The organism is Klebsiella sp. PK01, from assembly GCF_057624675.1.
Genome location: NZ_JBYEZM010000005.1, coordinates 429,755 through 444,127 on the forward strand (window position 1 = coordinate 429,755; position 14,373 = coordinate 444,127).

General features: G+C 58.1%; 13 protein-coding genes. 8 read left to right on the forward strand and 5 right to left on the reverse strand.

The window, feature by feature from the left end:
* Window positions 1-22: 22 nt before the first annotated feature.
* The 8 genes from AC22LX_RS18290 to envZ all read left to right on the forward strand — a co-directional run bounded on the left by AC22LX_RS18290 (window position 23) and on the right by envZ (window position 7,791).
* Window positions 23-874: a fumarylacetoacetate hydrolase family protein gene (locus AC22LX_RS18290; RefSeq protein ID WP_487334129.1), complete on the forward strand. Its 852-nt coding sequence runs from the start codon at window positions 23-25 to the stop codon at window positions 872-874.
* Window positions 871-2,166 carry an L-fuconate dehydratase gene (locus tag AC22LX_RS18295; RefSeq protein ID WP_045394842.1) on the forward strand — a complete coding sequence of 432 codons (1,296 nt, stop codon included), beginning with the start codon at window positions 871-873 and terminating at the stop codon, window positions 2,164-2,166. Before AC22LX_RS18290 ends, AC22LX_RS18295 begins: the two co-directional genes overlap by 4 nt.
* On the forward strand, window positions 2,153-3,004 hold the full coding sequence (locus AC22LX_RS18300) for an amidohydrolase family protein (protein WP_045394843.1): 852 nt from the start codon (window positions 2,153-2,155) through the stop codon (window positions 3,002-3,004). Before AC22LX_RS18295 ends, AC22LX_RS18300 begins: the two co-directional genes overlap by 14 nt.
* The gene (locus AC22LX_RS18305; protein ID WP_045394844.1) at window positions 2,988-3,764 is read left to right on the forward strand and encodes an L-fucose dehydrogenase; all 777 of its coding nucleotides are present in this window, start codon (window positions 2,988-2,990) and stop codon (window positions 3,762-3,764) included. The genes AC22LX_RS18300 and AC22LX_RS18305 overlap by 17 nt, the downstream gene beginning before the upstream one ends.
* Window positions 3,761-4,117 carry an L-rhamnose mutarotase gene (locus AC22LX_RS18310; protein WP_015369371.1) on the forward strand — a complete coding sequence of 119 codons (357 nt, stop codon included), beginning with the start codon at window positions 3,761-3,763 and terminating at the stop codon, window positions 4,115-4,117. Before AC22LX_RS18305 ends, AC22LX_RS18310 begins: the two co-directional genes overlap by 4 nt.
* Before the next feature lie 31 nt (window positions 4,118-4,148).
* Window positions 4,149-5,372 (forward strand): sugar MFS transporter, encoded by a 1,224-nt coding sequence (locus AC22LX_RS18315; protein WP_045394845.1) that lies wholly within the window; start codon window positions 4,149-4,151, stop codon window positions 5,370-5,372.
* Between the two features lie 341 nt (window positions 5,373-5,713).
* Entirely contained in the window at window positions 5,714-6,433 is a 720-nt protein-coding gene (ompR, locus tag AC22LX_RS18320) for an osmolarity response regulator transcription factor OmpR (protein ID WP_001157751.1), read from the forward strand.
* Complete coding sequence (envZ, locus tag AC22LX_RS18325) at window positions 6,430-7,791, forward strand: two-component system sensor histidine kinase EnvZ (RefSeq protein ID WP_015369373.1); 1,362 nt, start codon at window positions 6,430-6,432, stop codon at window positions 7,789-7,791. Before ompR ends, envZ begins: the two co-directional genes overlap by 4 nt.
* A gap of 221 nt (window positions 7,792-8,012) precedes the next feature.
* Here the strand turns inward: envZ and pckA are convergent, their stop codons facing one another.
* The 5 genes from pckA to AC22LX_RS18350 all read right to left on the reverse strand — a co-directional run bounded on the left by pckA (window position 8,013) and on the right by AC22LX_RS18350 (window position 14,165).
* A complete protein-coding gene (gene pckA / locus AC22LX_RS18330) occupies window positions 8,013-9,632 on the reverse strand; it encodes a phosphoenolpyruvate carboxykinase (ATP) (RefSeq protein ID WP_045375850.1) in 1,620 nt (539 codons plus the stop codon).
* 357 nt (window positions 9,633-9,989) lie between these two features.
* Window positions 9,990-10,868 carry an Hsp33 family molecular chaperone HslO gene (gene hslO / locus AC22LX_RS18335; RefSeq protein ID WP_015703666.1) on the reverse strand — a complete coding sequence of 293 codons (879 nt, stop codon included), beginning with the start codon at window positions 10,866-10,868 and terminating at the stop codon, window positions 9,990-9,992.
* 26 nt (window positions 10,869-10,894) lie between these two features.
* Window positions 10,895-11,296 carry a ribosome-associated heat shock protein Hsp15 gene (gene hslR / locus AC22LX_RS18340; RefSeq protein ID WP_015369376.1) on the reverse strand — a complete coding sequence of 134 codons (402 nt, stop codon included), beginning with the start codon at window positions 11,294-11,296 and terminating at the stop codon, window positions 10,895-10,897.
* On the reverse strand, window positions 11,293-11,976 hold the full coding sequence (gene yrfG, locus AC22LX_RS18345; protein WP_045394847.1) for a GMP/IMP nucleotidase: 684 nt from the start codon (window positions 11,974-11,976) through the stop codon (window positions 11,293-11,295). Before yrfG ends, hslR begins: the two co-directional genes overlap by 4 nt.
* Window positions 11,977-12,035: 59 nt before the next feature.
* Complete coding sequence (locus AC22LX_RS18350) at window positions 12,036-14,165, reverse strand: intracellular growth attenuator family protein (RefSeq protein ID WP_045394848.1); 2,130 nt, start codon at window positions 14,163-14,165, stop codon at window positions 12,036-12,038.
* Between the last annotated feature and the right edge of the window lie 208 nt (window positions 14,166-14,373).

Consider the following 14,373-nt stretch of genomic DNA (forward strand, 5'->3'; position numbering starts at 1 on the left):
TATTTCACTATCAGGAAAACGCATGAAATTACTTCGTTTTGGCAATCCCGGCAGCGAGCGTCCGGGCGTACTCGATAACGACGGCCGCCTGCGCGACCTGTCGCAATATATTAACGATCTGCGCGGCGACGCGCTGCTGCCGGAGAGTCTGGCGCGTCTGCGCCAGCTGGATCTCTACAGCCTGCCGCTGGTTGAAGGCAATCCGCGTATTGGCGCCTGCGTCGGCAGTATCGGTAAGTTTATCTGTATTGGCCTGAACTATGCCGATCACGCCGCAGAGACCGGCGCCGACATTCCGCAGGAACCGGTGGTATTCAGCAAGTGGACCAGCGCGGTGGTCGGGCCTAATGACAACGTGATTATCCCGCGCGGTTCGCAAAAGACCGACTGGGAAGTTGAATTAGGGATAGTGATTGGCAAAGGCGGGCGCTATATCGACGAGCGCGACGCCATGCAGCACGTTGCTGGCTACTGCGTGATTAATGACGTCTCCGAGCGCGAGTATCAAATCGAGCGCGGCGGCACCTGGGATAAGGGCAAAGGCTGCGACACGTTCGGGCCGACGGGCCCCTGGCTGGTGACTGCCGATGAAATCCCCGATCCCAATGCGCTTAACCTGTGGCTGGAGGTCGACGGCAAGCGCTATCAGGACGGCAACACCCGCACCATGATTTTCAAAGTGCCCTATATCATCAGCTACCTGAGCCGCTTTATGAGCCTGCAGCCGGGCGATGTCATCTCCACCGGCACGCCGCCAGGGGTGGGTATGGGCCAGAAACCGCAGCCGGTTTATTTACGCGCCGGCCAGACTATTCGTTTGGGCATTGAAGGGTTGGGCGAACAGCAGCAGCTGACCGTGGAGGACAAACAATGACGCAAATTACCGCCCTGCGGGTAGAGGATATTCGCTTCCCCACTTCGCAGCAGTTGGACGGCTCCGACGCGATGAATCCCGATCCGGATTACTCCGCCGCCTACGTGATCCTCGAAACCGACAATCCTAAGCTCACCGGTCACGGGCTGACCTTCACCATTGGCCGCGGCAACGAAATTTGCTGCGCGGCGATTAAGGCGCTGGAGCATTTAATCGTCGGCGAGCAACTCGAGGCGATCGCCGACGATATGGGCGCCTTCTGGCGGCGCTTTACCAGCGATAGCCAGCTGCGCTGGATTGGCCCGGACAAAGGCGCGATTCACCTGGCGACCGGCGCGGTGGTCAATGCGGTGTGGGATTTGTGGGCGAAGGCCGAAGGCAAACCGGTCTGGCGACTGGTCGCCGATATGAGCCCGGCCGAGCTGGTGCGCTGCATCGATTTTCGCTACATCACCGACTGCATTACCCCGGAGGAGGCGTTGCGCCTGCTGGAAAGCCGTGAAGAGGGCAAAGCCCAGCGGCTTGAACAACTGCAGACGCATGGTTATCCGTGTTACACCACCTCAGCGGGCTGGTTGGGTTACGGTGATGACAAACTGCGTCGTCTTTGTCAGCAGGCGGTGGACGCCGGTTTCTCGCATATCAAGCTGAAGGTCGGGCGCGACATTGAAGACGATATCCGCCGCGTGCGCATTGCCCGTGAAGTGATTGGCCCCGAGCGGAAACTGATGATTGACGCCAACCAGGTATGGGAAGTGGATGCCGCGATTCCGTGGGTCAAAGCGCTGGCCTTCGCCAACCCGTGGTTTATCGAAGAGCCGACCAGCCCGGATGATATCGAAGGTCACCGCAAGATCCGCGAGAACATCGGCGCGGTGAAGGTCGCCACCGGCGAGATGTGCCAGAACCGGATTATGTTCAAACAGTTCATTATGCGCGGCGCGATTGACGTGGTGCAGATCGATGCCTGCCGGTTAGGCGGCGTCAACGAAGTGCTGGCGGTGATGCTGATGGCGGCGAAGTACAACCTGCCGGTTTGCCCGCACGCCGGCGGCGTCGGACTGTGCGAATACGTCCAGCACCTGTCGATGATTGACTACCTGTGCATCGCCGGTACCCATGAAGGGCGGGTGATTGAGTTTGTCGACCATCTGCACGAGCACTTCCTGCACCCTTGCGAAATCCGCGGCGCAGCTTATATGCCGCCGCAGGCGCCGGGCTACTCGATTGAAATGCATCAGGCTTCTATCGAGCAGTACCGCTACCGTGGAGAAGCGCATGTTGCGCATTGACGCCCACCACCACTACTGGCGCTATCAGCCACAGGATTACCCGTGGATTGATGACGACATGCCGCAACTGCGCCGGGATTTTTACCCCCCGCAGCTCCAGCCGCTGCTGGCGCAGCACCGGCTCGATGGCGCGGTGGTAGTGCAGGCGCGTCATGATGAAAACGAAACCGCCTGGCTGGTGGCGCAGGTTTCTCAAGCAGCAGGCGTATGCGGCGTGGTGGGCTGGCTGGATATTACCGCCGCGGATCTCGAAGACAAGCTGACGCAGTGGCGCGGCCAGCTGTGCGGGTTGCGCCATCAGGTGCAGGATGAAGCCGACCCGGCAGCGTGGCTTGAGCGCGAGGCGGTCTCGCGAGGAATGCAGCAGTTGCAGCGCCAGGGCTATAGCTGGGATCTGTTGGTTACCCATCGTCATCTCGCGGCGGCGGCGCGCTTTGCCGCCCGCCACGATGACCACTGGCTGGTGCTCGATCATTTCGGCAAGCCGGATATCGCGCGCGGCGCGGCCCACTGGGCCGAACAGGCGCGGCCGCTGGCGGCATTACCGCATGTGGTGGGCAAACTTTCCGGCCTGGTGACCGAAGCCGGGCGCGGATGCTGGACTGAGGAACAGCTGCTGCCTTTCTTCGACGCCGCGCTGGAGCTGTTTGGCCCGCAGCGGCTAATGTTTGGTTCCGACTGGCCGGTATGCCTGCTGGCGGCGGAGTACCGCCAGGTTTACCAGCTGTGCGAAACGGCGCTGGCTCCGCTGACGGAAACGCAGCGGTCAGCTATTTGGGGCGGCACTGCCTGTCGGGTTTATGGTTTAACGGAGGCGAAGCGTGGATCTATTTCTTAAAGACAAAGTGGTTATCGTCACCGGCGGCGGCTCGGGGATCGGCGCGGCCGTGACGCAACTGCTGGCGGAAGAGGGGGCGGTGCCGGTCATCGTCACTAACGCCCTGCCAGAGCAGGGGTTTATGGATAGGTTGAAGCAAATCGCGCCGCAAAGTGAGCTCATTATCGCCGACCTGTGCCAGGAGGCTGAATGCGCCGGGGCGGTAGGTCAGGTGCTGGCGCGATTTGGCCGCATTGATGCGCTGGTGAATAACGCCGGAGTGAACGATGGCGTAGGGCTCGAGGCCGGGCGTGAGGCGTTTCTCGGATCGCTTGAGAAAAACCTGATCCACTACTATCAGATGGCCCACCTGTGCCGCGAAGCGTTAGAGGTGGCGCGGGGCGCTATCGTCAATATCGCCTCGAAAACCGCGCTCAGCGGCCAGGGCGGCACCAGCGGCTATACCGCGGCGAAAGGGGCGGTGCTGGCATTAACCCGTGAATGGGCGGTATCGCTGCGCGAGAGCGGCGTGCGCGTCAACGCGGTGGTTCCGGCGGAAGTGCTGACGCCGCAGTACCAGCGCTGGATAAATACCTTCCCCGATCCGCAGCGGCAGATGGCGGCGATTAACCAACGCATTCCGCTGGGCAAACGCATGACCACGCCGGAAGAGATCGCCAACACCGTGGTGTTTCTTATCTCCTCGCGCGCGTCGCACACTACCGGGCAGTGGCTATCGGTGGACGGCGGATATTTGCATCTCGACAGGGCGCTGTCATGAGCGTTACCGCCGCGCGGCGGCGACTGTGTCAGGCGTTGGATTTGGTCGATTCGGCAGAGAAAATTGCCGAATACCAGCGTCTGCATGAACGTATCTGGCCGGAAGTCGCCGGGCATCTGCGCGCCCATGGCGTGCTGGATATGGAGATTTACCGGCTTGGCACGCGGCTGTTTATGGTGATGGAGGTCGCCGGGGATTTCGATGGCGAACGCTTTGCTCAGCACAGCCTGAACCACCCGGTCATTCAGCGCTGGGAAGCGCTGATGTGGCAATACCAGGTTCCCACCCCCTGGACGCCGGCAGGCGAAAAATGGGTGTCGATGGAGCGCATATTCTCTTTGCAGGATCAATAAAACAACTCTGTACTCTACTGAGGATCTCACCATGCTAGTGAATAAAACGGCGGAGCCGCTGGCGGCCCGCGCCGGGGCGACCCCTAATCTGCGCTGGGCATTTATGCTGGTCACCAGCCTGTTCTTTATGTGGGGGCTCTCTTACGGCCTGCTCGATGTTCTCAATAAACACTTTCAGGAGACCCTGCACGTCACCAAAGCGCAGTCCGGTTTACTGCAGGCGGCCTATTTTGGCGCCTACTTCCTGGTGGCGCTGCCCGCCGGCTATTTTATGGATAAACGCGGTTATAAAGCGGGGATCCTGGTCGGTTTGTGCCTGTATGCACTTGGCGCGCTGCTGTTTGTGCCGGCGGCGAGCGTGAATAGCTTTGCGCTATTCCTCTTCGCGCTGTTTGTGATTGCCTGTGGATTAGGCTGCCTTGAGACCGCGGCGAACCCTTATGCGACGGTACTTGGCGACAGTAAAGGCGCCGAGCGGCGGTTGAATCTGGCGCAGTCGTTTAACGGACTGGGGCAGTTTATTGGCCCGCTGATCGGCGGCACGCTGTTCTTTTCAGCCACTCAGAGCGATACCGGCGATCAGAGCTCGGTAAAAATCACCTATGTCGCTATCGCCGTGCTGGTGCTGGCCATCGCGCTGCTGTTCCGCCGCACGCCGATGCCGGATATTCGCGAAGATGAGGGCAATCAGCAAGAAGCGGCGCAAGGGCTGTGGCAGCATCGCCACTTTACCGGCGGGGTCATCGCCCAGTTCTTTTACGTTGCCGCGCAGGTCGGTGTGGGGGCGTTCTTTATCAACTATGCGACCGAGCACTGGCATGGCGTGACAAACCAGCACGCTTCCTATCTGCTGTCGATTGCGATGATTAGCTTTATGGTCGGTCGTTTCTTCAGTACCTGGCTGATGGGGCGGGTGCAGGCGGCGACCCTGCTGATGGTTTACTCGCTGGTCAATATCGTGCTCTGCGGTCTGGTGATGATGAGCATTGATGGCGTGTCGGTGGTGGCGCTGATTGCGGTCTTCTTTTTTATGTCGATTATGTTCCCGACCATTTTCGCGCTGGGCGTTAAAAATATGGGCAGCCATACCAAACGCGCCAGCTCGTTTATGATTATGGCCATCGTCGGCGGGGCGATTATGCCTTACTTCATGGGGGCGCTGGCCGACCGCTACAGTACCGCGTTGGCCTATGGGTTGCCGCTGCTATGCTTCCTGGTGGTGCTGTGGTACGGCATGAGCCAACGACGCGCGTAAGCGGCAAAATTAGCTAAAAAGGCGGAGGAGACCCTCCGCCTTTTTCTTTTTTGTCGCGCCGGTGGTAAATTTTGCTCAGAATGACGGGTTTACCCTAAATAATTCGAGTTGCAGGAAGGCGGCAAGTGTGTGAATCCCCAGGAGCATAGATAACTATGTGACTGGGGTGAGCGCACGCAGCCAACGCACGTGCAACTTGAAGAATGACGGGTATAAACTGCTGTTTAATATGCTTTGTAACAATTTCGACTAGAATATATACCAGATTTGGCTGGTCGTATTAGCGTGGGTTTTTAAGAATACGCACTAACGATTGCAGTGAACCTTTGGGAGTACAAACAATGCAAGAGAATTATAAGATTCTGGTTGTGGATGACGACATGCGCCTGCGCGCGCTGCTGGAACGTTATCTGACCGAGCAGGGCTTCCAGGTTCGTAGCGTGGCGAACGCCGAACAGATGGATCGCCTGCTGACCCGTGAATCCTTCCACCTGATGGTGCTGGATCTGATGCTGCCGGGCGAAGATGGTTTATCTATCTGCCGCCGTCTGCGTAGCCAGAGCAACCCGATGCCGATCATTATGGTGACGGCGAAAGGGGAAGAAGTGGACCGTATCGTGGGCCTGGAAATCGGCGCCGATGATTACATTCCTAAACCGTTTAACCCGCGCGAACTGCTGGCCCGTATCCGCGCCGTGCTGCGCCGCCAGGCGAACGAGCTGCCGGGCGCGCCATCGCAAGAAGAAGCGGTGATTGCTTTTGGCAAGTTCAAACTGAACCTCGGCACCCGCGAGATGTTCCGTGAAGATGAGCCGATGCCGCTCACCAGCGGTGAGTTCGCGGTATTAAAAGCGCTGGTTAGCCATCCGCGCGAGCCGCTGTCCCGCGATAAGCTGATGAACCTTGCCCGCGGCCGCGAATACTCGGCGATGGAGCGCTCCATCGACGTACAAATCTCCCGCCTGCGCCGCATGGTGGAAGAAGATCCGGCGCACCCGCGCTACATCCAGACCGTTTGGGGACTGGGCTACGTCTTCGTACCGGACGGTTCTAAGGCATGAAGCGCGTGCGTTTTTCGCCGCGAAGCTCATTTGCCCGCACCCTGTTACTGATCGTCACCCTGCTGTTCGTCAGCCTGGTGACGACCTATCTGGTGGTGCTGAATTTCGCGATCCTGCCCAGCCTGCAGCAGTTTAACAAGGTGTTGGCATACGAAGTCCGTATGCTGATGACCGATAAACTGCAGCTGGAAGACGGCACTCAACTGGTGGTACCGCCGGCGTTTCGCCGCGAAATTTACCGCGAGCTGGGGATTTCGCTCTATTCCAATGAGGCGGCGGAAGACGCAGGCCTGCGCTGGGCGCAGCATTATGAATTCTTAAGCCAGCAGATGGCGCACCAGCTTGGCGGGCCGACCGAAGTGCGGGTTGAGGTCAACAAAAGCTCGCCGGTGGTGTGGCTGAAGACCTGGCTGTCGCCGAATATCTGGGTGCGGGTACCGCTGACTGAAATCCATCAGGGCGATTTCTCGCCGCTATTCCGCTATACGCTGGCGATAATGCTGCTGGCCATTGGCGGCGCGTGGCTATTTATCCGCATTCAGAACCGGCCGCTTGTCGACCTTGAACATGCCGCGCTGCAGGTCGGGCGCGGGATTATTCCGCCGCCGCTGCGCGAATACGGCGCGTCAGAAGTGCGTTCGGTGACCCGCGCCTTCAACCATATGGCCGCCGGGGTCAAACAGCTGGCGGACGACCGTACGCTGCTGATGGCCGGGGTCAGCCACGATTTGCGCACGCCGCTGACGCGGATCCGGCTGGCGACGGAGATGATGGGCGAGCAGGACGGCTATCTCGCCGAGTCGATCAATAAAGATATCGAAGAGTGCAACGCCATCATCGAGCAGTTTATTGATTACCTGCGCACCGGCCAGGAGATGCCGATGGAGCTTGCGGATCTCAACGCCGTGTTAGGCGAAGTGATCGCCGCCGAAAGCGGCTACGAGCGGGAAATCGCCACCGATCTGCAGGCCGGAGAAATTCCGCTGCGCCTGCATCCGCTGTCGATCAAACGCGCGTTAGCCAATATGGTGGTGAACGCCGCTCGTTACGGTAAGGGCTGGATTAAAGTCAGCAGCGGCAGCGAAGCCAGCCGCGCCTGGTTCCAGGTGGAAGATGACGGCCCGGGGATTAAACCGGAACAGCGCGAACATCTGTTCCAGCCGTTTGTGCGCGGCGATAGCGCCCGTAGCACCAGCGGCACCGGGCTGGGGCTGGCGATAGTGCAGCGTATTATCGACAATCATAACGGCCGACTGGAGATTGGCACCAGCGAACGCGGCGGCCTGCTGATCCGCGCCTGGCTACCGATTCCGGTGCATCGCGCGTTGTCGCCGGCGAAGCCCGCGAAAGAGAGTTGATTAGCGTATAAATATAAAAAAGCCGGGCATCGCCCGGCTTCAGACTGCTGACAAAGAAGGAAAAAGCGTGGTTTTTCCTTCTTTGTGGTTATCAGCCGAAAATCAATAAATTGATTTTCCTTGTTATTTGTCTCTTGCAATCTGTAAGTCCAATGGTTGCATGAGGTTTGTCATCAATCTCAAGCCGGGCATCGCCCGGCTTTGTTGTTTCTGCGATCTGATTAACGCTTCGGACCGGCCGCAACCAGCGCAGCGCCGGCCGGGGTATCGGTATACTTCTCGAAGTTCTCAATAAACAGTTTCGCCAGCTGATCGGCTTTCTCCTGCCACTGCTCCGGAGAACCGTAGGTATTACGCGGGTCGAGGATATGGGTATCGACACCCGGCAGCTCGGTTGGGATCTGCAGGTTGAACATCGGCAGAGTGAAGGTTTCGGCGTTATCCAGCGAACCGTCGAGGATGGCGTCGATAATCGCGCGGGTATCTTTAATTGAGATACGTTTGCCGGTACCGTTCCAGCCGGTGTTGACCAGGTAGGCCTGGGCGCCGGAAGCCTGCATGCGTTTTACCAGCACTTCAGCGTACTGCGTCGGGTGCAGCGACAGGAACGCGGCGCCGAAGCAGGCGGAGAAGGTTGGGGTTGGCTCGGTGACGCCGCGCTCGGTACCGGCCAGCTTGGCGGTAAAGCCAGACAGGAAGTGGTACTGGGTCTGGTCAGCGGTCAGGCGTGAAACCGGCGGCAATACGCCAAAGGCATCGGCGGTCAGGAAGATGACCTTGGTAGCGTGACCGGCTTTCGACACCGGCTTAACGATATTTTCGATATGGTCGATCGGGTAGGAGACGCGGGTGTTCTCGGTCTTCGAACCGTCATCAAAATCGATGGTGCCGTCAGCCAGTACCACGACGTTTTCCAGCAGCGCATCGCGGCGGATCGCGTGATAGATATCCGGCTCGTTGGCTTCCGACAGCTTAATGGTCTTCGCGTAGCAGCCGCCTTCGAAGTTAAACACGCCGTCATCATCCCAACCGTGCTCGTCATCGCCAATCAGGCGGCGTTTCGGGTCGGTGGAGAGGGTGGTTTTACCGGTGCCGGACAGGCCGAAGAACACGGCGACATCGCCTTTTTCGCCGACGTTAGCGGAGCAGTGCATCGAAGCGATGCCCTGCAGCGGCAGCAGGTAGTTCATGATCGAGAACATCCCTTTCTTCATTTCGCCGCCGTACCAGGTGCCGCCGATAAGCTGGATGCGCTCGGTCAGGTTGAAAGCCACGAAGTTTTCGGAGTTCAGACCCTGCTCTTTCCACTGCGGGTTGGTGCACTTAGCGCCATTCATGACGATAAAGTCCGGCTCGAAGGCTGCCAGCTCTTCTTCGCTCGGGCGAATGAACATGTTCTTAACAAAGTGTGCCTGCCAGGCGACTTCAGTAATGAAGCGCACGCTGAGGCGGGTGTCGGCGTTGGCGCCGCAGAAGGCGTCGACGATAAACAGGCGTTTGCCCGACAGCTGGTGAGTCACCAGGCCTTTCAGGTGCTGCCAGGTTTCCTGGGAGAGCGGCTTGTTGTCGTTCTTGCCATTGCCTTTATCAGACCACCACACGGTATCGCGAGTGGTATCGTCACGGACGATATATTTATCTTTCGGCGAACGGCCGGTGAAAATGCCGGTATCGACGGCGATGGCGCCAAGATTGGTTAATACGCCACGCTCATAACCTTCCAGTTTCGGGTCGAGCTCTTCCTGATACAGCGTATCGAAGCTCGGGTTGTGGACAATTTCCTGGACGTCATTGATACCGTAAGCCTTGAGATCCTGCGGGGTTAAACTATTAACGCGCATGTCACTGCTCCTTAGCCAATATGTACTGCTTTAAATTGTAGGGTTTCTTTCAGGGAATAGACCGCGACCAGGCTCATAGATTTACGTATCTCGACAAACGCCTTTCTTACGAAAAACACAGTGACTCCTGTCACGAAGTGCGCGTGATTATCTCAGGAAAACGGCCGCAGGTGGCGATAGATGTTTCCGAATGGTTAAAAAGTAATTAAAAAAACTGCTGAAATGTGAATGTAATCGCTTTCTTGAAAGAAAGTTACGTAACTCTTTCAGTGAAAATCGATTCAACACGCGGTCGAAATAGTTGACGCCAGGCGCGGCGGGTTAGAAAAACCCGGCAACGCCCGGCGAGAGGGGCGATTAGTGTACCTGCGGATCCGCCGGCGAGGCGTTATTGCGGATCTCGGCGATGTCCATCGCGTTGAACAGATAATGATTACCGCAGTAGTCGCAATGCATATCAATTTCGCCTTCGTCGGCGAGGATGCTGTCGACTTCTTCATCCGGCAGCGTCTTCAGCGCATCGGCGCAGCGCTGGCGAGAACAGGTGCATTTGAACTCGACGTCTTGCGGGTCGTATACCGTCACCTCTTCCTCATGGTACAGGCGCCATAATACATCGGTCGCCGGCAGGGTGAACAGCTCTTCCGCCTTGATGGTCTCGGTCAGGGTCGCCAGATGCTCGAAGTCGTTAAGCTGCGCGTCCTGAGCCGGCATCACCTGCAGCAGCATGCCGCCGGCCACCGCTTTACCGTCGTGCTCGCCGGTACGAATAAACAGACGGGTCGGCAGCTGTTCGGAACGCTGGAAGTAATCTTCCAGGCATGCCGCCAGGGTATCACCTTCCAGGCCAACAACGCCCTGATAGCGCTCGCCTTCCTGTGGAGAGATGGTAATGACCAGATAGCCGTTGCCGACCAGCGTTTTCAGGTCCGCGCCTTCCGGGATTTCACCCTGAACGCGAGCGACGCCGCGCAGCTGCTGCTGGTTATTGCCGTTGATCACCGCCAGCGAGAGCGGGCCGTCGCCCTGCAGCTGAACGGTAATATCGCCGGCGAACTTCAGCGTGGCGGTCAGCAGGCTGGTGGCGACCAGCAGCTCCGACAGCACGGTTTTCACCGGCTGCGGGTAGCTATGGTTGGCCAGGATCTGTTCCAACGTGTCCGATACGGTGACCAGTTCACCGCGCACGGCATAGTTTTCAAACAGATAACGATGTAATTGATCGTGTTGAGTCATAATCATCTCTCTTGCTGGCGGCAGCGTTATTCGCTGTCGCCGTGTTTAAATCTCATCAGGTCGCGGCGCTCTTTTTTGTCCGGACGTCTGTCTGGGTGCGGCATCGTGAGCGCATTCAGCTTACGCGCCAGCGCCACTTTTTCGCGTTTCTCGATACTCTCCGCCGTCTCTTCGTACAGCATAACGGCTTCGCTGGCTGGCCTGCGCTGTTCGGTAACGCTTTTGACGATAACGGTGCGCTCGTCGTTGCCCTGGCGCAGGGTCAGGGTGGCATTCAGCTCGACGATTTTGCTCGGCTTACTACGTTGTCCGTTGTAGTGCACCTTGCCGCCTTCAACCATTTCGCGCGCAATGGCGCGAGTTTTATAAAAGCGGGCTGCCCAGAGCCATTTGTCCAGCCTGACGCTTTCTGCGGGCTTATCTTTCATGGCCTCTCCTCCGGAGTCAGGGAAGGGATCAGCCGCCGGTAATCGTTCACGCCGGGATGGCGGGTATACTGTTTTTCCGCCAGGCCGGAATCCGGATTGGTGACGCCCAGGCAATAACGAATACCGAACTGCGCCGCCGCGTCCAGGATAGCCTCGCTGTCATCGACAAACAGCGTTTTGCGCGCATCAAGGCCGGTTTCATCCGCCACCGCGCGCCACAGGCGCTGATCCTCTTTCGGATAACCAAATGTGTGGGTGGAAAGTAATAAATCAAGGTGCGCGTCCAGACCGGTGTGCTTGAGCTTCACCGCCAGATTATGCGGGTGCGCGTTGGTCAGCAGGATGCGGCGCTTGCCGCTGGCCCGCAGCGCATCAAGGAATGGCACGGTATCTTCCCGCAGTTTTGCCCGCGGTCCCTGCTCGCTGGTCATCGCACAAATATCCAAACCCAGTCGCTCGCTCCAGTAATCAAGACAGTACCAGTTTAGCGTATGCTGCACGGCGTGATACTCCTGGTGCATTGCCGCTTTGGCTTCCTGCAGGTTGAGTCCGCGCGCGGCGCCCCAGGTTTCCGGGACCAATTTTTGCCAGAAGTAGTTGTCGAAGGCGAGGTCGAGCAGCGTACCATCCATATCCAGCAGAACGGTATCAACCTCCTGCCACGCGATATTGATTTGCATGGTGAGTCTCCAGCGAGGGGGAAATGCGCGACAGGGTATCACACCCTGTCGCGCAGGAATTAATCTTGATGATCCGGGGAAGGGATAAGAACCGGATTCAGGCAGCTTTCATAATATTTTTGAATTTCTTCCATGCGCAGGCGCTGGCGCTGATAGCGACGGATCGCCTGCACGCCGTGCCACGCCATACAACCAAGCATCGCCAGCAGCAGCAGAGTGGTGCCAAGATAGCGCCACAGTCCGCTGCGATCGGGAATGCGGTGCAGGTTGATATGCTGGGTGCCATTGGCATCGGTATAAAGATTAGTGACAATCCCCTCCGCATGGAATGGCGTGTGCATCAACATGCCCGCCAGGCGCTGCAGCTCGCCCCACTGCTCGTGGGCGGGATAATCGTACAGGCTGATAGCCGGCCACGGCTGATTGACCAGTTCGCTGCCTTCATCGCTGGCGATCAGGAATCCGCCAGGGGCCGGGCTATTTAGCGCCTGCGCCGCACGGGAGGTTTCACGCATCACAAACGGCGCGGTGGAAGTGGTCACCAGATTCTCCAGCGATTCGGCGCTTACCGGGCGCAGCAATACGTTCACCCCATCGAGCTTACCGGCGGTGGCGCGTTTGGTTAGCGCTTCCCAGTTGCGGGTATTGCCAAGGTTGACCAGCGCGTTCTTCAGACGCACGCAGTCATCTTTCGCCGAGCAGAGATCGTTGGTTTTCAGCACGATATCGCCGAAGTCATCCAGCAGCACCATTCCTGATTTCTGAATTGCCGAACGTAATGCCGGGCTAACGTGCGAATCGTCGTCCGGGTCAGGATGCAACTGGCGCTGTACCGCCTGGACCAGCGCCGTGGCCTTCCCGACGATATCGGACTCCGGCAGCGGCAGGGGAGGCGCGTCGTTCCAGATAATCTGCGAACAATCGAATGGCGTAAACGGTGACGCGTCTTTCGCGCTCCAGGCGCCCGGCGTACGGATGTTGCACATCCCGGTACCTTTTAATTGCAGCGTGTCGCCGATTCGTACTTTCGCCTTCTCAAGCTGGCCGACGGTGGTGGCTTCGATGGTCTGCGCCCCCTTAAGCCAGGAGAGGGTGAATTTAAAGGGCATATTCAGCGGTACGCTAATCCACAGCATGATGACGACCAGCAGCGCGCCGGCGGCGATAATCGCGCTGCGCAGCCAGTACTGCAGCGGGAAGTGTTTCACTTCATCGTGCAGCGACAGGAATCGCCCCTGGCGAACAACATGGCGGTTAAGATAAATATCAATATCGGTTTGCTGCCCCAGATCCTGGGCGATCCACGGTTGCCAGTGACGCGGATAGATAAGGTCGATAATCCCCAGCGAAATATTATTAACGTGTTCCTGGTCGTTCTCGCCAAACAGTCCCCAGCGTTTCGGCATCCCGCGCAGGCAGTGGATTTCGCGTAGCGAACCGGCCAGCGGCGGCGCGTAAATGCCCCATACGCCCGCGGCCAACAGCAGCACGCCGCCGCCGAGCAGCCACGGCGCGAAGACATCCGGGGAGATCAGACAGCAATAGAACAGCAGGAAGGCTGCGACGATCATAATCCCTTCGCGCAGGCTGTCAGGACGGCTGAGAGCATGCTCTTCCTGAGTTTCCTGGCGGATGTTCAGCAGCTCGACCTGCTCGCTCTCCTCACCGCGAATCGACGCCTGGGTAGCCGATGCGCGTTCAAGCGCGTAGCTGCGGGCTTCCTGCGGATAGTCGCGCAAGGTGTGGTCATTGAGAACAATCACCAGCGGCAGGCTGTCGGTTGGGATCAGCGAGACGCTGTTCTCGTCGTTGATATGCTGTTCCCAGAACGGCGGCAGGTGAACCTCCACCGAGTCGAGGAAGTATCGCCATTTGTTGGGCTCATCAGACGAAATGCCATAGCGGGTGACGGCGCGGGTGACGGTATAAACGGTGTCGCTCTGCTCATTCAGTTTCAGGGCGACAGGCGCGACGCTGGCGCCGGTCGCCGGTACCTGTTGCGACTGGCTGAGGCCATCGAGATACTTTTCGACCGCCTGGCGTTCATCATCAGAAAGCTTGCGGGTCGTCGCGTCGCTAAAGGCTTGCAGTAAGGGGAGGCGACGACGTCTGGCATGAGATCGATACCACCACCCGATAAGCAAGACACAGAGTAGCAGAGCTGTGAAAAAGGTCAGAAAGGTGCCCATGCCCATCCCATCGTCATAGTAATTTTAATTGTTTATCGGCACATGTTGTCTAATGCAGGAAATTTTATTGTGCAATGCAGCAGCATGTAAGCTTATCAAAAACGGGAAAACTCAGGAATCGGTAAATTCTCAAAACAAATTCAACCTATTGACTTTTTTATCTTTATGAATCTTTGCATCGCAAGCAAAACGTTGCAACTATGTAAAT

Coding starts and splice junctions, on each gene's coding strand:
- ompR (WP_001157751.1), top strand. CDS start 5,714: ATGCAAGAGAATTATAAGATTCTGGTTGTGGATGACGACATGCGCCTG.
- yrfG (WP_045394847.1), bottom strand. CDS start 11,976: ATGCAAATCAATATCGCGTGGCAGGAGGTTGATACCGTTCTGCTGGAT.
- AC22LX_RS18295 (WP_045394842.1), top strand. CDS start 871: ATGACGCAAATTACCGCCCTGCGGGTAGAGGATATTCGCTTCCCCACT.
- AC22LX_RS18290 (WP_487334129.1), top strand. CDS start 23: ATGAAATTACTTCGTTTTGGCAATCCCGGCAGCGAGCGTCCGGGCGTA.
- AC22LX_RS18300 (WP_045394843.1), top strand. CDS start 2,153: ATGTTGCGCATTGACGCCCACCACCACTACTGGCGCTATCAGCCACAG.
- hslO (WP_015703666.1), bottom strand. CDS start 10,868: ATGACTCAACACGATCAATTACATCGTTATCTGTTTGAAAACTATGCC.
- hslR (WP_015369376.1), bottom strand. CDS start 11,296: ATGAAAGATAAGCCCGCAGAAAGCGTCAGGCTGGACAAATGGCTCTGG.
- envZ (WP_015369373.1), top strand. CDS start 6,430: ATGAAGCGCGTGCGTTTTTCGCCGCGAAGCTCATTTGCCCGCACCCTG.
- AC22LX_RS18315 (WP_045394845.1), top strand. CDS start 4,149: ATGCTAGTGAATAAAACGGCGGAGCCGCTGGCGGCCCGCGCCGGGGCG.
- AC22LX_RS18350 (WP_045394848.1), bottom strand. CDS start 14,165: ATGGGCACCTTTCTGACCTTTTTCACAGCTCTGCTACTCTGTGTCTTG.
- pckA (WP_045375850.1), bottom strand. CDS start 9,632: ATGCGCGTTAATAGTTTAACCCCGCAGGATCTCAAGGCTTACGGTATC.
- AC22LX_RS18310 (WP_015369371.1), top strand. CDS start 3,761: ATGAGCGTTACCGCCGCGCGGCGGCGACTGTGTCAGGCGTTGGATTTG.